Genomic DNA, 18,285 nt, shown 5'->3' with positions numbered 1-18,285 from the left:
AGCCAATAGGCTAAGGTACTTCAATTTAAGTAATTCTGTAAAAGCATTGCTTCAATTACAAAGTAAATACGTCACATTTTACCTAAACAAAAATATGAATATTACTGAATTAGAATCAATTGATATTTTGTTACCAATAGAAGAAACAAGTAATTCTCATACCGACGATTTAGAAGAACCGTCTTTAGAAAACATAGCAGCAGTAGGAGAAATAGAAGACGTAGAAATTGGAGGTTCTGAAGATAGAGATGGAGATAGTTTAGCCGCAGCTAGACCATCAGGATATCGCAAGACAGATTCAGACGACGCAGTGGGAGCCTTCTTCAAAGAAATGGCGCGTTATCCATTGCTAAAAGCAGACGAAGAAGTAGAGTTAGCAAAACGAGTACAGTTTTTAGTTGAAGTAGATAACTTGCAAGAAAGTTTGAGTAGCAAACTAAATCGCCGTGCTACCCAAGCAGAAACCGCCGCCGCTTTTGGTTTAACCGAACGCCAGCTAGAACAAAAGCTATATCAAGGTAGAGTAGCCAAACGGAAAATGATTCGCTCAAATTTACGTTTAGTCGTATCCATTGCGAAAAGATATTTGAATCGAGGCGTACAATTTTTAGACTTAATTCAAGAAGGCGCAATGGGATTGAATCGAGCGACAGAAAAGTTCGATCCCGATAAAGGTTACAAATTTTCTACTTACGCCTATTGGTGGATTAGACAAGCAATAACTAGAGCGATCGCCAATGATGCTAGAACTATTAGATTACCAATACATATCGTTGAAAAACTAAATAAACTCAAGAAAGCCCAGCGAGAAATCAAGCAAAAACTACATCGCAACGCCACAGAAAACGAATTAGCCCAAGCTTTAGATACAACTCCCGAACAACTGCGCCAATTGCAACAACTAAGGCGTAAATCTCTATCATTAAATCATCGTGTAGGCAAAGAAGAAGATACTGAACTCGTAGATTTGCTGGAAGATGAAGACGGACAATCCCCCGAACAGCAAATGAATGAAACCATGATGCGCCAAGAAATTTGGGATGTATTAGCAGACGTGTTAACTCCCAGAGAAAAAGACGTGATTTCCTTACGTTATGGTTTAACGACTAGCGAACCTTGTACGTTGGAAGAAGTTGGCTGTTTGTTCAATCTTTCCCGCGAACGAGTCAGGCAAATTCAAAGTAAAGCGATGCGAAAATTACGACGACCCCAAATAGCCAAACGCTTAAAAGGTTGGCTAGTTTAAAATAATTCTGATTCTAGGGCGAAAGTATGGCTAAAATCTAAAAGCAGCCGTAGATGTATGTATGGAAATAAACTTAAAATTACGTCCAGCCGCACTGGATGACGTAGGGAAACTGTTTGGTTTAATCCAAGCCCTAGCAGAGTACGAAAAGTTAGCTCATGCCGTTACAGGCAGTGTAGAAGCTTTGCAGGAACATTTATTTGGTTCTCATCCTTACGTTGAGGCAATAATTGCGGAATATGACGGCGAAACTGCCGGATTTGCCTTGTTTTTTCCTAATTACTCAACATTTCTCACGCAACCAGGAATATATTTAGAAGACCTATTTGTTTTACCTAAATACCGCCGTCAGGGAATTGGGAAAGAGATTTTAGGTTATTTAGCCAAACTAACTGTAGAGCGCGGCTATGGACGATTGGAGTGGAGCGTTTTAGATTGGAATAGTGATGCGATTACTTTTTACGAGCGTATGGGCGCAGAAGTCCTACCAGACTGGAGAATTTGCCGAGTTACAGGCGAATCATTAAATAAATTATCAATTTTTTTATAGGAGGTAATAGCCTTGACTATTTGGGTAAACGAACAAATCGATCCATCGGGGATGATTCATGCTTGCATTGCTTGCCGCGACGAAGCCCAAGCTATTGATTGTCACGAATCTTTTGGTCATAACTTAACCGACAGCCAAAAATCCGCCGGATGGGTAGCGAATATGCGCACAGTAGCAACTTGGGACGAAGTACCAGTTAATGCTTTGAAATTAGACTAATTGTTTGTTCCCTGCTTAGGCGGACGCGGAACGCGATAGCGAATCGGGCCTAAGATTTGATTAATTTGCCGCAACTGTTCCCCCGTACCCATGCAAATTAGTAAGTCTCCCGCCATCAAAATTGTTTCCGCCGTCGGGCCACCGATTAGACTACCATCAACGCGCCGAATCGCCAACACCAAAGCCCCCGATTGACTGCGTAACCTGGCTTCCTTTAACGACTGACCAATACAAGGACAAACCGCCGGATCGAGACGATATTCTTCCATATACAACTCCCGATCGCCCCCAGTCAGGATACCATCTACAAAATCCATTACCTGGGGTCTGAGCGCCGCCGCCGCCATCCTTTTGCCGCCCGTGATATAGGGGGAGACTACGGCATCAGCTCCCGCCCGTTGCAGCTTCTGCAACGCTTCTCGGTTACTTGCTCGCGCGATCGCGCGGATATTGGGATTTAAAGTTTTTGCCGACAGCACAGTATATAAATTTTCCGCATCCGATGGCAAAGCCGCCACTAAACCCACTGCCCTTTCAATCCCTACTTTAATTAAAGTTTCATCTAAAGTAGCATCCCCTTGAACGGCAATATGACCTAATTGCTGCGCCGCTTGAATCGAAGTAAGACTTAAATCAACAGCTACAAATAAAACCGCTTCGGCGGCAAATTCTAAAGCCACTTGCTGCCCGGTACGCCCGCAACCACAAATAATATAATGTCCTGTTAGTGATTCCATCGCCCGCCGTTGTTGCCTAACTCGAAGTCCTTCTTGAAAGTAACCTTGAATTAATGCTTCTGTAAAACGATTGACGATATAACCAATAGTCACTACTCCCATTAAAATCAAGGAGATAGTAAATAAACGCCCCCGGTTGCCCAAAGGGTTAATTTCCCCAAACCCAACAGTAGCAAGAGTAATTACGGTCATATAAGCCGCATCTTCCCAAGTCCAACCTTCTACCAGCCAATACCATAAAGTGCCAATGATAAAAACACCCCCAAGGGCGATCGCACCTGCGAGTAACTCTTTTTGGATACGGCGATATTTTTGCTCGAAGGTTGAATACACAGGGGTTTGCCGATAGTGTTAGCTTTGAATTATATAAGCAATGCAAAATTGTGTAGAGACGTTGCACTGCAACGTCTCTATCCACAAAGATTGCCGTCGATGATTTTCATCCCTTGAATAGGCAATGCCCTATCTATAACTGTTTTTTCTGCCAATTATGGCTAGTTGAATCAAATCGGACAAAATTTTTGGCTGGCAGCTATTAAACTTGATAAAAATAAATAACTTTTAAAGGAGTGATTAATGAGTATAGATTTAGTTGAAAATCTCTCTATACCCGCCGAATCTGCCCCAGTTTTAGGTAGTCCCTACGATCCAAGTAGTTTCGATCGCTCGGTAATGACGACTTACGGGCGCTTTCCTTTAGCTTTAGAAAAAGGCGAAGGTTGTAAGGTTTGGGATACTCAAGGGCGCGAATATCTAGACTTTGTTGCCGGAATTGCTACTTGCACTTTAGGACACGCTCACAGCGCTTTAGTGGAAACCGTAATCCGGCAAATTCAAACCCTGCATCATGTTTCCAATTTATACTACATTCCCGTTCAAGGTCAGTTAGCTAAAAAGCTGATCGATACTTCTTGCGCGGATCGGGTGTTTTTCTGTAATTCTGGCGCGGAAGCAAACGAAGGAGCGATTAAACTTGCTCGTAAATACGCCCATACAGTCAAAAAAATTGATGAGCCAATTATTTTAACTGCTACTGCCAGCTTTCACGGACGCACTTTAGCAACTATTACCGCCACCGGACAGCCAAAGTACCAAAAAGATTTTAGTCCCTTAGTTCCCGGTTTTCATTACGTGCCTTATAACGATGTCAAAGCTGTAGAAACGGCAATAACTGAATTAGATTCCGGCGATCGCGGTGTGGCGGCAATTTTACTAGAACCCTTGCAGGGAGAGGGCGGTGTTCGTCCGGGCGATCGCGCTTATTTCCAGCGTCTCCGCGATATTTGCGATGAAACGGGCATTTTATTAATGCTAGATGAAGTCCAAGTAGGTGTAGGTAGAACCGGAAAACTATGGGGTTACGAAAACTTAGGGATTGAGCCTGATGTTTTCACCAGTGCTAAAGGTTTGGGCGGTGGTATCCCCATTGGTGCAATGCTGTGTAAGTCTTTTTGCGATGTCTTCAATCCGGGGGATCATGCTAGTACCTTTGGCGGCAATCCTTTAGCTTGTGCGGCGGCGCTATGCGTCCTAGAAACCATCGAACGCGATTTATTACTCCAAAACGTCGTTGAGCGTGGTGAACAACTAAGAGCAGGCTTAAAAGCAATTTTGGCAAAATACTCGAATATTGTTGCGGAGGTGCGCGGCTGGGGTTTAATTAATGGTATGGAATTAGCTCAAGATATCCCCTTAACTTCTAGCGATGTGGTTAAGGCGGCGATGAATGAAGGCTTGTTACTCGTACCCGCAGGCCCCAAAGTTATCCGGTTCGTACCACCGCTCATTGTTTCCGCTTTTGAGGTAGACACGGCTTTACAGGCTCTAGAACGGGCGATAATAGCTGTGGTTTAATTTTGATGAGCGGCTATTTCTAACTACCGTCAGCAGGATTTTTTCAAAATAGGTAGGAAAATAATTGAGAAGGCTTGAATCCCTCTTAATTATTTTTTTGTGTGGTTAAAAGTTTATAAATAGCTTTTATCTGCAAATAATTGATCAAGTCTTGAGCTTTATTGCCCTGATCTTTTACAAGGATTAAAAAATCGAATACAATTTTTACAACAACACTTAGATAACTTAGCAAATTATTCTAAAACATTGTTTCGTTATAAATATATTTTTTAATATGTCTTGTCTAATTGTTCAAGAAGATACTTGTTTTCAACTAAATAATTTTTACTTAGTTGTCAAGACGCATTTAGGTAAGTTTGCTGATGTAGATTATTACAAGGTTTTTATTCAAAAAGTAGGAGCTAATACTAACCCAGAAGTAGATAATTTTGGTTTATTGCGTATTGGCGATGTAAATGGCGGGCTTAGTCGAGAATTACAGTTGCGCCATATTCTTGAAGAAAACTCAATAATAGCAAAACTCCTAACTTTTAGTATAGAAGAAGTAGAATTATTTTTAAATATTGCCAGTGAGGATTATTTAAAAACTAGCTTTAACCCTCCTGATATAAAATCAATTGAGCAAACTAATTTTGTAGTTGACGACATTCCAAATCCAAGCAATTTTGCTATGGTGGTGGAAGAAAATCAACTATTTAATAACTACAACCAGCTATCAACTCCTGATAGCTACTTTGATGAAGAATGGGAATCTACCGAAAATTATGACTATTTAGAAGACGAGGTTGTAGAAAATACTCATAGTTTAACAAAATCAAAGTTACTTCTACTAAGTTATTTACCCCTAGAAGGACAAACTTTAGATATTTGGTTGCAGCAAAAACATAGCTGCGAAGTATCTATCAAAATTATTAATCAAATTTGCCAATTATTTCAGCAAATTTATCAGCAAGGCTGGTGTTGTTTTCAGGTAATTTCGCCATTTATTCAAGTAGATTCGACAATCAAGTTTTTTGATTTAACTAATGTTCATCTGCTCGGCGAACAGGTTGCATTCGGTAAACAAACTGATTACTGCGCCCCAGAAGTTGGTTTTAATTGTCCAATTAGTGAGAAAACAAGCGCTTATATTATAGGTACTTTACTTTATCAGTCTATTTACCAACAATTGCCCAACTCAAAGCTCAATTTTAGTTCTTTAGATATTCCACCTATACCAGGCATCTACCAAATTATTAGTCTTTGTCTTTCTGTTATTGTAGAAGACAGAATTGGTCTAGATCAATTGACCAAAACATTAAGCGAAACTCACCAAACATTTAGCAACCGCAAAGTGCAATGGGATGTAGAAAGCTACTCTACAATCGGACTATCTATGCAACGTCTGCATAATGAAGATAATTATGGAGTGCAACAGTATTCTAGCAGCCATGAAGATACAATTTTAGCAGTTTTAGCTGATGGAATGGGAGGCTTGGCTCAAGGTGAAATTGCTAGTCATTTAGCTGTAAAAACAGTAATTGAAGCACCTATTGATTGTATTAATGAGAGTGCAGAAAGATGTAATAAATGGTTAGTATCTGTAGTTGAAAAAGCAAATAAATGTGTTTATGAGAATGTGAATAATGGCGGAACTACTTTAAGTATAGTTTGGGCTAATTGCCGTCATTTAAGAATTGCTCACGTAGGAGATAGTCGCATTTATTTAATTCGCAACAATATGATCTGTCAATTGAGCGAAGATCATTCATTAGTAGCTATGCTCCTAGCTGAGGGTGACATTACCTATGAAGAAAGTTACAAACACAAACAACGAAATATTTTAACTAAATGTATTGGCTCAAAATCAAACTTAAGCTCTAACTATGTACAGACATTAGAAAATTTTGGCTTGGAATTATCAATATTTTTAGAACAAAACGATATTATTATCCTTTGCTCCGATGGAGTTTGGGATTTAGTACCACAAACCGAGCTAGCAAAAATTTTTATAGAAGATCAAAACTTAAAAGTAGCTGTCAATAACACGATTGATTTAGTGTTGACACGCGGCGCTCGCGATAATGCAACAATTGTAGCAATGAAATGTAATTTATCAAATCAATATTAGGGTTGTAATAGCTAAAAAACTATAATCAAAAACTTTTATAAGTGAAAAGATGCCGTTAACGCTACTGCTAAAGCATCAGCAGCATCATCGGGATGCGGAATATAATCTAACTCTAATTCTCGTGCTACCGCCTCTTGAACTTCCTGCTTATCTGCATTACCCCAGCCTGTAAGCGCCTGTTTAATTTGAGCTGGTGTAAATTCAACAAAAGGAACTTGATGTTGAGCTAATACTAACATCATTACTCCCCTAGCTTGAGCTATAGTAATAATATTTGCCATCCGGTAAAAAAACAATTTTTCAACAGCTACAAGATCGGGTTTCCATTCCTCCATAAGTGTATTTAAGTCTTCGTAAATAATGCAAAGACGCTTACCCATTTCTACATTGGCAGCAGTTTTAATTACTCCAAAATCTAGGAGAGTTACTGATTTATTCATTACTTTAGCGGCAAGAGTATAAGCAGAAGTAGAATCATTAGCTGCACAATTTTCTACTTGATAGCAAATTGTTCCAAACCCTAAAATAGCTAAACCTGGATCTAATCCTAAAATCCGCTTTTCCATCTCAAAAACACTAAATATAAGTTTTATATAATTATAAGCAGTTTAGTTGAAATTAAATAATATTTATCAGGTATTTAGACAAAGAAAATATCAGCTAATAACAGTAAAATTTTAATTGCAATATAATCATTAACTAATAATTAATTTTTGAATAGACAATTAACTCTTATTAACTATTAGATAGATAAAGATAGCGCCAGTAAAATTATGCACTTAGATAGTAGGATTAAGCCTGACATTAATTGTATAAAATATGTATTGTTACCGATAAACCTTGATGGCAACTAAAAAACCAGCCTCAACGTCCTCAAAAGTATTAAGGTAGTGGACGAAGCTAACTTAAAGTAAGCCTTGAACAATGAATTTAAGTTCCTACGGTTGAAAACTAGAGTAGCATCGCTTAAATTCAAAATCGCGTCCTAGCCATTTTGTGAATCCCTGTCAAATTAGCCTATGTCAATCAGTTATTTCAAACAAGCCATCAACCTATTTAGGCAAGAGTCGCGCAATCGCACTCAGTATAGACTTAGCCAATGGTTTAAATGGCTTTCCCCAGGGTTATCGGTCAAACGCTGGTTGCTAATAAGTGCTGGTGGCGTTGTACTCACGGCTTTAGGTTTAGCAATATGGGTGAAGCTGACACCCATTTTTTATGCAATTCAACTGATACAAGACTTAGTAAGCACGATCGCCAACTTTTTGCCAAACTATATTAGCGGCCCCTTAATTCTGCTATTCGGGCTATTGTTAATTTTCTGGGGACAAACTCGTACTGTTAGTTCAATTACAGAAGTTTTAAGACCAGAAGGTGATGAAGAATTAATCGATGTATTACTTAGCTATCGTCGCTTACATCGCGGCCCAAAAATTGTTGTTATCGGTGGCGGGACAGGTCTATCAACGTTACTTAGAGGACTGAAAACTTACAGCAATAACATTACTGCTATTGTCACTGTAGCGGACGATGGCGGCTCCTCTGGGCGATTGCGACGAGAAAATGGGGTTTTACCACCAGGGGACATTCGCAACTGTTTGGCAGCCTTGGCATCGGAGGAAACACTACTAACAGAACTATTCCAGTATCGATTTACAGCAGGGGATGGTTTAACGGGTCATAGTTTTGGTAATCTATTTTTGACGGCAATGAGCGATATTACCGGAGACTTGGAAAGAGCGATCGCAGCAAGTTCCGATGTTTTAGCCGTAAGAGGAAAAGTATTACCCGCAACCCTTAGCGATATGCGGTTGTGGGCGCAATTAGCCGACGGACGACGCATTGAAGGGGAATCAAATATTACCGAAGCTGGCGGAAGTATTCTCAAAATTGGTAGTATCCCCGCAAGTCCTCCCGCCTTACCGAAAGTAATCCAAGCCATTGAAGAAGCTGATTGTATTATTATTGGGCCAGGTAGCCTTTACACTAGCGTTATTCCTAACTTATTAGTACCAGAAATAACCAGTGCGATCGCATCCCGGCGCAAAGGCGGCGGTAGAGTCCCCCCTGTACCTTGCATTTATGTGTGTAATATCATGACCCAAGCAGGAGAGACTCACGGTTATACCGTTTCCGATCATATTAGAGCGATCGATAATGCTTGTGGCGAAAAGTTATTTAATGCCGTATTAGTCCACAAACAATATCCCTCGCCTCGTAGTTTAAAACGTTATGCTCAAGAAAACTCTCATCCGGTATTTCTCGACCGCGAATTGGTTACAAAGTTAGGGCGACGCGTTATCCTAGCAAATGTCATGGATGAAGACGAAGCCACAGGTGTAGTTAGACACAACCCCCAACGCCTAGCAGGAGTGTTATTGCGTTGGTACAGTCGCGCTTATGGTTGAAGGTAAAACTCCTGTGAACATATTACTTGCCGATGCTGAAGCTACGCGACTATTGGGGATAAGGCTAGGACAATCTTTAGTTGCTGGTAGTGTACTTTTATTAGAGGGAGATTTGGGTAGTGGTAAAACTACTTTAGTTCAAGGCATTGGCGAAGGCTTGGGAATTACCGAACCAATTGTTAGCCCAACTTTTACTTTAATTAATGAGTATACCGAAGGGCGTTTGCCTCTGTACCATCTAGATTTATATCGTTTAGAAAGCCACGAAGTTCAGCAATTAAATTTAGAAAGTTACTGGAATAAACTGGAATATCCTTTAGGCATTGTGGCGATTGAATGGGCGGAAAGATTAGCTAATAAACCACCAACTTATTTAAAATTATCTTTAACTTATAAACTCCAGCAGCGACAAGTAGAAATGTTTAATTTTGGTGTGCCACTCAAATTAAAAGAGTTTTTGTAGTCAAAGGTTTTAAAAATGTCTTTTTATGCCCAAATTCTAAGTATTACAATTATTCAGTTAGTAGCAATTATGAGTCCTGGCCCAGATTTTGCTATTATCTGTCGCAATAGTTTAGTCTACTCTCGCCGCACTGGTATTTATTCAGCTTTGGGTATATCGCTAGGGATTTTAGTTCATGTAACTTATACGCTAGTTGGAATTGGGGTAATTATTTCTAAATCAATTGTTTTGTTTTCCTTTATCAAACTTTTAGGTGCAGCTTATTTAATTTATATCGGTTATAAATCCTTAAAAGCTCAACCAAGTGGGAAAATAAATGCCACAAAATCAAAGCACGACCTAAGTAGACAACAAGCAATAAGAATCGGATTTATTACTAATATACTTAATCCTAAAGTTACTTTGTTCTTCTTTAGTTTATTTACCCAAGTTATTAGTCCAAATACACCTGTAAGTATAAGAGCGCTTTATGGATTACAGATGTTTGTATTTACATTAGGCTGGTTTACTTTATTAGCAGTAGCAATTTCTCATCCCATAGTTAAAAAACGGTTTTTATCGATGTCGCACTATATAGAAAAAACTATGGGAGTAATTTTGATTGCTTTAGGGATAAAAGTTGCTTTAGAAAGTGCAAGATATTAACTATCGGCAAACTTCAAAGCTTCCCCGCGCACTTCTGTATTTACTTTGCCGTTTTCGTAAACAATTTGACCGCCGACAATAGTTATTACTGGCCATCCCGTCAGTTTCCAACCCTCAAAAGGACTCCAGCCACATTTAGTTAATAATTCCTCGCGGACAACCGGGCGATAAGTCTCCAAGTCAACCAATACTAAATCTGCATCATAACCCGGTGCGATCGCACCTTTATTGGCAATTCCGTATCCTTTAGCTACGGCACTAGACATCCAATTAGCCACCTGTGCCACTGTACAACGCCCCTGCATTGCCGCCGTTAGCATCAATGGCAACGATGTTTCTACCCCCGGCATTCCCGACGGTGTATTAGGATATTCTTGGGCTTTTTCCGCTAAAGTATGGGGTGCGTGATCGGTAGCGATAAAGTCTATGACTCCATCTAATAAAGCTTGCCAGAGAACTTCGTTGTCGTGGGGCGATTTTAGGGGCGGATTCATCTGCGCCCAAGTGCCGATAGTATCGTAAGCATTAGTATTTAATAGCAAGTGTTGGGGGGTGACTTCGGCTGTTATCCAGCTTGGTTTATCTTGCCGCAAAAAATCCGCTTCTTCGGCTGTTGACATATGCAAAATATGCAGGCGGCGCTGATACTTATTGGCTAGTTTTACAGCAAGTTGGGTAGCAAGTAACGCCGTTTGATTGTCTTGAATTTGCGAATGGATTTTTGGATCGTGGATTCCGGCAAATTCTAAGCGCCTTGCCTCAATTCTGGCTCGATCTTCAGCGTGGACGGCAATTAAGCGCTTACCGCGTGCAAAAATTGCCTCTAACGCCGCTTCGCTATCTACCAACAATGGCCCGTGCATCGAACCCATAAAGATTTTGATGCCGGGGGTAGGATTAGCCGTGAGTAAATCTGGCAAATTTTCGGCAGTAGCACCAATAAAAAAACCATAATTAACTACACATTTTTGCGCTGCCCGTTGCAACTTGTCATCTAAAGCTTCCTGAGTAATTGTTAGCGGGCGCGTGTTGGGCATTTCTAGAAAAGACGTTACTCCACCCTTGGCACAGGCACAACTAGCTGTAAACAAGTCTTCTTTGTGTTCTAAACCGGGTTCGCGAAAGTGTACCTGGGGGTCAATAACTCCCGGCAACAAAGTCAATCCCGTTGCGTCTATTTCTTTAGTACCCAAAGCCGTAATTTCTGGAGCAACTTGGACAATGAGGCGATCGCGCACTAGCACATCTCCAACTAAAAATTCCCCATCAGGGAGCATAATTGTGGCGTGACGGATAAGTAAACTGGAATTGAGGGCCATGGCAATAATTGGCAAGCTAAATTTTTTTAGTGGTGATCGTGCCAAAATTAACATATTTTATGTAGAAAACTTTAAACTTAGATAGGTAAAGTCTCTAAAAATCTAGCTAACAACATTACTAAAAATTCTTATTTAGGCTATTAAATATATATGTCCCGCGAGTCAAAGCAAGTGTCTGATAACAATTCGCAAAAAGATCGTGAAGGTTCATGGCTAGGCGAACTAGGTAGAACGATCGCTCTTAGTATTATTCTTTCTTTGGGAATTCGTACCTTCGTAGCTGAAGCGCGTTGGATTCCTACAGGCTCAATGCTACCAACTCTGCAAATCAATGACAAATTGATTATCGATAAAGTAAGTTATCGCCTTCAATCGCCGCAACGGGGAGATATTGTCGTATTTATGCCTCCCAATAGCGCTAAAGTTTGTTCGCAGCAACTTGTTCCTGCTTCTCCCGAAAGCGAAACCCTAGATCCTTGGCATCCAGATCCCAATAAGCCAGAAGTCCCTGAAATTAAAGATGCTTATATTAAGCGATTAATTGGCGTACCAGGGGACAAAATTCACGTTACCCAAGGGCGAGTTTACATCAACGATCGCGCTCTATCCGAAGAATACATCGCCGATGCCCCTAATTATGAATTAGGCCCGATTACCGTACCGCAAAACTCTTACTTAATGCTGGGTGATAACCGCAACAATAGTTGTGATAGTCATATGTGGGGTTTTGTGCCAAAAAATCAGATCATTGGTCGTGCTGTAGTACGTTTTTGGCCCCCCAATCGCCTCGGTGACTTGGAATGAACTACCCCACCCTAAAGAGGGGTGGGGTTTCCAACTTCACGGGGAACAGCATCTAACAAAACCGAAGTTTTACCAGGTTGACTTACATTCCCTCCATTGGCTGTGTCGCTAGTTCCTAACGACAATATCCGCAAGGCTTCATTTCTGATATTGAGAGCAGCATTTATGTCTCTGTCGTGATGAGTTTTGCACTTAGCACAATCCCACGATCTCACATCTAACGCCAAACTACCTATTTTATTGAGGCAAACATTACAAGTTTTAGAAGAAGCGAAAAACCTGTCTACTTCAATATAGGTTTTTCCGTCCCACTGGCACTTGTATTTGAGCATGGTACAAAATTGACCCCATCCACAGTCACTAATAGCTTTAGCTAAATTATGGTTTCGTACCATACCTTTAACATTGAGATTTTCTACGGCAACAACTTGGTTTTCGTTTACTATCTTGCGGGATAGCTTGTGTAAAAAATCTTCTCTAACTCTTTTGATTTTTGAATGAATTTTGGCTACTAGCTTTTTGGCTTTAAGCCTAGTATTACTACCTTTTTGTTTGCGTGCAAGACTTTGTTGTTTCTTTTTGAGGTTATGGGCGTGTTTTCTATGATGACGAGGATTGTCGAATTTACTACCATTGCTGGTAATACAAAAGTGAGTTAATCCTAAGTCAATTCCTACCGCTTTTCCCTCGCTAGAAAGTGTTGGGTTTTCTTTTCCATCGTCAACTAAAATTGCTGCAAAGTATTTACCATCGGGATTAAGAGAGACTGTAACAGTCTTGATTATTCCGTCAAACTTTCGCTCTTGCTGGCAGTAAATCTTTCCAACTTTACCCGGCATCAATATATAATCATCCTCCAACTTTACGTTAGAAGGATAACTAATTGATTGCCTACCATGCCTTGACTTGAACTTAGGAAACCCTGCTTTTTTGTCAAAGAAATTTTTGTAGGCTGTAGACAGATTAAGTGCCACATACTGCAAGCATTGTGAATAAGCATCGCTTAACCAAACATATTCTTTTTTAAGGCTAGGTAATAAACCTTGTAAAGCACCTCTAGATAAACTTTTACCAGACAACTTGTAAGTCTCTTGACACAGATTTAGAGAGTAATTGTAATACCAACGACAACAGCCAAAGCTTTTCGCTAAGGCTGTTTTTTGTTCGTTAGTTGGATACAATCTAAACTTGTAAGCTCGATACATTATCAATATTGTCTATTGGTGATAATATTATAACATAGATTGGCAATTCTTCATCTATCTCCTCTACCCGTAGTACCTGCGGTACAACATCATCACAGATAGAATCATCAGCGCCTCGCAGGGAGGGGATGGATAGCGCGGCGCTGAGGGAGGGGAATTCCGCGAAAAACTGTTAAAAAAATATTACGTTACCCAAGTTTGTACCACGCGCCCGGTAATTTTTTGCCCTAGCCAAGGAGTATTAGTAGCAAGAGACTTGAGGGTTTTAGCCTCTACAAGCCAAGAAAGCTGGGGCGCAAACAAAGTCAGTTCGGCAGGATTACCGGGACAAATTTCTTTAATTGTTTGTTGCAAACAATTGGCTGGATTCAGGCTAATAGAGCGCCAAAGTTCCAAAGCCGACCATTGACCGTTGGCTACCAATTGCTGCCACAGCAAGCCTAAAGCTAGTTCAAACCCTATCACTCCTGGGGGTGCTTCCGCAAAAGCAACGGTTTTTTCTTCGTAGGTATAGGGAGCTAAATCGAGGGCGATCGCATCAATAACTCCCGATCTTACTCCTTCAAGTAATGCTAGGCGATCGCGCGGGTTGCCCAAAGGTGGCTCTAAACGCAAATTAGGATCGTAGTTGTAATGGGACTTAGTATCGAGCAATAAGTGCATCCAGCTACTACTAGCGGTAATCGGCAATCCTTGGGCTTTGGCTTGGGCGATTAACTGGACGCTACGAGCGGTAGAAACGCGCATAATATGCACGGGTGTACCAATTGCTGCTACTAATTCTATGACTGCCGCGATTGCCGTTGTTTCGGAAAAGTGGGGATTTCCAGGCAAACCCAAAATAATTGAGTCTGTACCCTCGCGCATCACCCCATTACCGACCAATTGGCGATCGCAACACCACAAGGCAACGGGCTTACCAACAGGCTTCAAATACTCCAATAATCGCCTTAGCAGTGCCAAATTTGCCACGGGTTTACCATCAGCAAAGCCAACAGATCCTTTTGCAAGTTCGGCAAGTTCGGTCATTTGTTGCCCTTGGACACCGATAGTCAATGCCCCCCAAACATACATTTTGGGTAAAGGATTTGTTAATTCTCGCCTTTTTTGTTGGATTAGTGCGATCGCGGCAAGATTATCTAAGATTGGCATCGTATCAGGCAAAATACACAACCTAGTAAAACCTCCCGCCGCCGCCGCTTCTAACAACGATGACAAAGTTTCTCTAGTTTCAAAACCTGGCTCTCCAGAATGGCTGTATAAATCTATTAACCCCGCTCCCAATACCAACCCGCGACAATCGCGCACTTGAGTATCGTTAGACCATTCGGAGATGTTGTCTTGTACCGCCTTAATTACCCCATCGCAAATTTCCACATCAGCAATGCGATCGCTTTTGGCAACAGGATCTATTACCCGCACTTGTTGTAGCAATTCGCTGGTCATATTTTTAGTAGTTCAACTTCACAACGCGCCCGCCGCAGTTTTATCTAATACACCACCGCCTAAATGAGTTGTAATATTCATTGCTTGCAATACGGGTAAACCATCTAACCCTTGCGGATAATCAATCACACTTACCGCTCCATTCCCTTGACGGAAGTTCCAAAAATATTGATTATCTAAACCTAAAACATGACATAGCAAAACTTTATTAGTAGCATCGTGAGCTACTACTAAACCTGTCTGCGACTGCTGAAGGAGTGCATAATTAACAATTTGCTGCCAAGCCTCAATACTACGCTTTCTTACTTGCTCTAAATTCTCTCCTTCAGGCATTTGGATCTCTTGCGGTACAGTCCGCCACTTCTCCAATTCTCCCGGATAAGTTTGCTCAATTTCTGTTTCTAATTTTCCTTCCCACAAACCATGACCAATTTCTCTTAAGCCATCAAGCAATTGCAATTCAATCTGGGGGTGAGACTGTAAAATAATTTCGGCGGTTTCTTTTGGACGTAGCATCGGACTACTAAAAGCAAAATCAAACTCTATGTCTTTGAGAAACTTCTGGGCTAGACGAGATTGCGATCGCCCATTATCGTTTAAAGGCACATCAATTTGTCCTTGAAACTTGGTTTGGCGATTCCATTCTGTTTCCCCATGACGTACCAGCAACAATCTTACTCCGCAATGATTTGGACGCAAAGAGGGTAAAAAATCACCCACATGCCCGGTTTGATTCATTGATTCTAATTGGACGCTTTGCCCCAACTGTCCCGAAAAATTGAGAACGCTGATGCCACAGTTAGATTGTTGAATAGAATGGTAGCGATTAGGTGCAATTCCTAGCGCTGTGCTGATTAACGCCCGATTAATGCCATTATGCCCCACAATTAAAATGGTTTCCCCATCATGGCGGGCTAATATTTCTTGCCAAAACTGCCGCGCTTGCTCGTAAAGTGATACAACCGGAAAATATTTTTTCTCTCCACCGTCCTTTTCAGGTAAAAGCATCACAAATTCGTCAGGATGCTCTTTCCACAAACGATAGTCTTCAGGCAAATTGTCTTTAACTTCTTGAGACAGCATACCTTCCCACAAAGACAAGTCAATTTCTCTTAAATTATCAGTGCTTTGAATTTGGGCAGGAGTTGCTAAACACTCTTTAATAATTTCTGCCGTTGTTTTTGCTCGTTGTAAAGGACTGCTGTATATAGTGGCAAAATTGAGGTGACTGAGGGCAGTACCAGTTTTTAAGGCATCGTCACGACCTTTTTGAGTCAAAGAAGAAACATCGCTGCGTCCCTGGATGCGCCGCTCGGTGTTATAACTACTTTGACCATGACGGACAACGATCGCGCGAGTGGTCAATCTTTTTCTCCTCTTATAGCCTGATAAACTGCTGTGGTGAACGCAAAACAAATCAGCGTTATTTTACCAGACCCTTAGCCAGCTACTCAATTAATTTCTAAGTAACGGGCAAAATGTCATAATGCAGTTTGTGGTGATTTCCCTAGGCGATCGCTTTACTGTAGGCATCTTTGGACTAAGCTTAGGGGCGTTTAAATAGGAGTAATTCAAGATTCATGACAATTAAGCGGTTAATTCTAAGTTTGCTCACTTTAGCAATCATTTTCTTGGCTGGGAGTGCCTTATGGGCAAGTTGGCAGCAACCGCAAATCCAAAGCCGCTTGGAATTGTACCAAACTAACCTATTACTTCGCGCTCAACAGTTGTCACCCGCAAATGCTGACCCCAATCTTGCCAAAGCTAGTAAAACTCTCCTAGGCGAAAATCCTCTAGAATCGGCAACGAAGCAATATCTTGACGCGCAAAAATCCGCGCAAACAAACTTAGCAAAGGCTCAAAATCAACTGCAACTAGCAGCCAAAAGTAATGCTCCATTGCCTAAGCCCGATTCTCAACTTGCCCCCATTAGCGATGCTTCCCGCTCCTCACAGCAAGCACAATTACTTAAATCTGTTACTCAAATCAAAAAATTAATTGCTGAACTAAATTTACGTTTAGGCATTCTCCAAGTACAGCAAAAACAAATTGAGCCAGCACTACAAACATGGCTTCAGGTTATCAATTCGCCTCAAGATAACTCTTTAGCTGCTACAGGTTCTGTTTTAACAGGATTATGGAACAATCCACCCCAATTACTTCCCGATGCTGAAGCGTTAATTGAAGCAAACTTAGAAGGTTGGTTTCAAGGACGCGCTCTAGCTCAACTTTACGAGCTACAACAGCGCCCACAGGCGAAATTGCTACTCCAAGCTAGAGAACAAGAGCTTGCTGAGGAAGCATTGCTAAAATTAGCGATTATTAGCAGCATTCCCGCCGTAACAGGTTTAATTGGTTTATCACTACTAATTTATTTAACAATAAATCGCTTGACAAAGGGCAAAGAATCTGTATTTTCTCAAAATGGAGAAACAGTTTGGACAACCCCTTGGGACTGGGAAATAGTCTGGCAAGTATTTATTGTCGGCTTTTTCTTGATGGGACAGATAATTGTCCCACTAATATTTTCTGTACTGCAAATTAAGCCAGGAGTTGCTAGTGTCAGAGTCCAAGCTTTATATACTTTGGCAACTTATCTATTTTTGTCCTTCGGTGCTGTGACTGTACTATACTTGTCCATCAAGAAATTTTTACCTTTGCCGCCAAGTTGGTTTCGTGTCAAGCTGAGAGAAAATTGGTTTTTGTGGGGTCTAGGCGGCTATTGCGCGGCTCTTCCTTTAGTTGTAGTTGTTTCCCTACTCAATCAACAACTATGGCAAGGACTTGGCGGCAGCAATCCTTTGTTATCTTTAGTTTTAGAAGGGCAAGATAAAATAGCTCTTGGGATATTCTTCTTTACCGCCGCCGTTGCTGCACCGCTATTTGAGGAGTTTTTGTTTAGAGGTTTTTTATTACCTTCTCTAACTCGTTACTTCTCGGTATGGCAAGCTATTTTAATTAGTGCTTTTTTGTTTGCGATCGCTCACTTGAGTTTGTCAGAAGTTCTGCCGTTGATGGTACTAGGGGTAGTATTAGGTTTTGTGTATACGCGATCGCGCAATTTACTCGCTCCAATGCTGCTTCACAGTCTTTGGAATAGTGGCACTTTAGTCAGTTTGTTTATTCTGGGCAGTAGCTCTACTTGATAATATGTTCAAAAATCAATAAAATTAAAGTAAAGTGACAGGTTTACTTCTTTCTATAGATCCCTTAGCGAGATGGTCGCGCTTCAATAAATAGCCAATAGTAGATAACATTTGTTCTAAGTTGAATAAATCA

The 18,285-nt window shown here is 40.9% G+C and carries 16 protein-coding genes; 10 read left to right on the top strand and 6 right to left on the bottom strand.

Annotated features, from left to right (window positions below):
• Positions 1–94 precede the first annotated feature (94 nt).
• From SYN7509_RS0212035 to SYN7509_RS0212025, 3 genes are all read left to right on the top strand, one after another.
• Positions 95–1,246: an RpoD/SigA family RNA polymerase sigma factor gene (locus SYN7509_RS0212035; protein ID WP_009631896.1), complete on the top strand. Its 1,152-nt coding sequence runs from the start codon at positions 95–97 to the stop codon at positions 1,244–1,246.
• A gap of 61 nt (positions 1,247–1,307) precedes the next feature.
• Positions 1,308–1,796, top strand: a complete 489-nt coding sequence (locus SYN7509_RS0212030; protein WP_009631895.1) for a GNAT family N-acetyltransferase — start codon at positions 1,308–1,310, stop codon at positions 1,794–1,796.
• Between the two features lie 12 nt (positions 1,797–1,808).
• Entirely contained in the window at positions 1,809–2,015 is a 207-nt protein-coding gene (locus SYN7509_RS0212025; RefSeq protein WP_009631894.1) for a hypothetical protein, read from the top strand.
• On the opposite strand, the gene SYN7509_RS0212020 is transcribed toward SYN7509_RS0212025, so the two are convergent.
• Positions 2,012–3,085, bottom strand: a complete 1,074-nt coding sequence (locus SYN7509_RS0212020; RefSeq protein WP_009631893.1) for a potassium channel family protein — start codon at positions 3,083–3,085, stop codon at positions 2,012–2,014. The two genes, SYN7509_RS0212025 and SYN7509_RS0212020, sit on opposite strands and share 4 nt — an antisense overlap.
• 243 nt (positions 3,086–3,328) lie before the next feature.
• On the opposite strand from SYN7509_RS0212020, the gene SYN7509_RS0212015 reads away from it, so the two are divergent.
• Positions 3,329–4,606, top strand: coding sequence for an aspartate aminotransferase family protein (locus SYN7509_RS0212015; RefSeq protein ID WP_009631891.1), 1,278 nt, complete (start codon positions 3,329–3,331; stop codon positions 4,604–4,606).
• Between the two features lie 274 nt (positions 4,607–4,880).
• Positions 4,881–6,716, top strand: a complete 1,836-nt coding sequence (locus tag SYN7509_RS0212005; protein ID WP_009631890.1) for a protein phosphatase 2C domain-containing protein — start codon at positions 4,881–4,883, stop codon at positions 6,714–6,716.
• 35 nt (positions 6,717–6,751) lie between these two features.
• On the opposite strand, the gene ruvC is transcribed toward SYN7509_RS0212005, so the two are convergent.
• Positions 6,752–7,282 carry a crossover junction endodeoxyribonuclease RuvC gene (ruvC, locus tag SYN7509_RS0212000; protein WP_009631889.1) on the bottom strand — a complete coding sequence of 177 codons (531 nt, stop codon included), beginning with the start codon at positions 7,280–7,282 and terminating at the stop codon, positions 6,752–6,754.
• A gap of 453 nt (positions 7,283–7,735) precedes the next feature.
• Here ruvC and SYN7509_RS0211995 point away from each other — a divergent pair, with 453 nt between their 5' ends.
• From SYN7509_RS0211995 to SYN7509_RS0211985, 3 genes are read left to right on the top strand one after another with little or no spacing between them, the layout of a single operon-like run.
• Positions 7,736–9,124 (top strand): gluconeogenesis factor YvcK family protein, encoded by a 1,389-nt coding sequence (locus SYN7509_RS0211995; protein ID WP_009631888.1) that lies wholly within the window; start codon positions 7,736–7,738, stop codon positions 9,122–9,124.
• Positions 9,125–9,137: 13 nt separating this feature from the next.
• The gene (gene tsaE, locus SYN7509_RS0211990; RefSeq protein WP_028954269.1) at positions 9,138–9,587 is read left to right on the top strand and encodes a tRNA (adenosine(37)-N6)-threonylcarbamoyltransferase complex ATPase subunit type 1 TsaE; all 450 of its coding nucleotides are present in this window, start codon (positions 9,138–9,140) and stop codon (positions 9,585–9,587) included.
• Positions 9,588–9,602: 15 nt separating this feature from the next.
• Positions 9,603–10,232, top strand: coding sequence for a LysE family transporter (locus SYN7509_RS0211985; RefSeq protein ID WP_009631886.1), 630 nt, complete (start codon positions 9,603–9,605; stop codon positions 10,230–10,232).
• On the opposite strand, the gene SYN7509_RS0211980 is transcribed toward SYN7509_RS0211985, so the two are convergent.
• Positions 10,229–11,605 carry a dihydroorotase gene (locus tag SYN7509_RS0211980; RefSeq protein ID WP_009631885.1) on the bottom strand — a complete coding sequence of 459 codons (1,377 nt, stop codon included), beginning with the start codon at positions 11,603–11,605 and terminating at the stop codon, positions 10,229–10,231. The genes SYN7509_RS0211985 and SYN7509_RS0211980 overlap by 4 nt on opposite strands.
• Before the next feature lie 96 nt (positions 11,606–11,701).
• Between SYN7509_RS0211980 and lepB the strand changes: the two genes are divergently transcribed.
• Entirely contained in the window at positions 11,702–12,355 is a 654-nt protein-coding gene (gene lepB / locus SYN7509_RS0211975) for a signal peptidase I (RefSeq protein ID WP_009631884.1), read from the top strand.
• Between the two features lie 11 nt (positions 12,356–12,366).
• Here the strand turns inward: lepB and SYN7509_RS0211970 are convergent, their stop codons facing one another.
• The 3 genes from SYN7509_RS0211970 to SYN7509_RS0211960 form a co-directional block, all read right to left on the bottom strand.
• A complete protein-coding gene (locus SYN7509_RS0211970) occupies positions 12,367–13,560 on the bottom strand; it encodes an RNA-guided endonuclease InsQ/TnpB family protein (protein ID WP_009631883.1) in 1,194 nt (397 codons plus the stop codon).
• A 183-nt stretch (positions 13,561–13,743) separates the two neighbouring features.
• Complete coding sequence (locus tag SYN7509_RS0211965; protein ID WP_009631882.1) at positions 13,744–15,006, bottom strand: dihydroorotase; 1,263 nt, start codon at positions 15,004–15,006, stop codon at positions 13,744–13,746.
• An 18-nt stretch (positions 15,007–15,024) separates the two neighbouring features.
• A complete protein-coding gene (locus tag SYN7509_RS0211960) occupies positions 15,025–16,371 on the bottom strand; it encodes a histidine phosphatase family protein (protein WP_009631881.1) in 1,347 nt (448 codons plus the stop codon).
• A 215-nt stretch (positions 16,372–16,586) separates the two neighbouring features.
• Here SYN7509_RS0211960 and SYN7509_RS0211955 point away from each other — a divergent pair, with 215 nt between their 5' ends.
• The gene (locus SYN7509_RS0211955; protein ID WP_009631880.1) at positions 16,587–18,152 is read left to right on the top strand and encodes a CPBP family glutamic-type intramembrane protease; all 1,566 of its coding nucleotides are present in this window, start codon (positions 16,587–16,589) and stop codon (positions 18,150–18,152) included.
• Positions 18,153–18,285 lie beyond the last annotated feature (133 nt).

The sequence above is a fragment of the Synechocystis sp. PCC 7509 genome (assembly GCF_000332075.2).
Lineage (GTDB): Bacteria > Cyanobacteriota > Cyanobacteriia > Cyanobacteriales > Chroococcidiopsidaceae > Aliterella.
The sequence above is the reverse complement of the archived record's forward strand: the minus strand, read 5'-3'. Positions and strand labels throughout refer to the sequence as shown.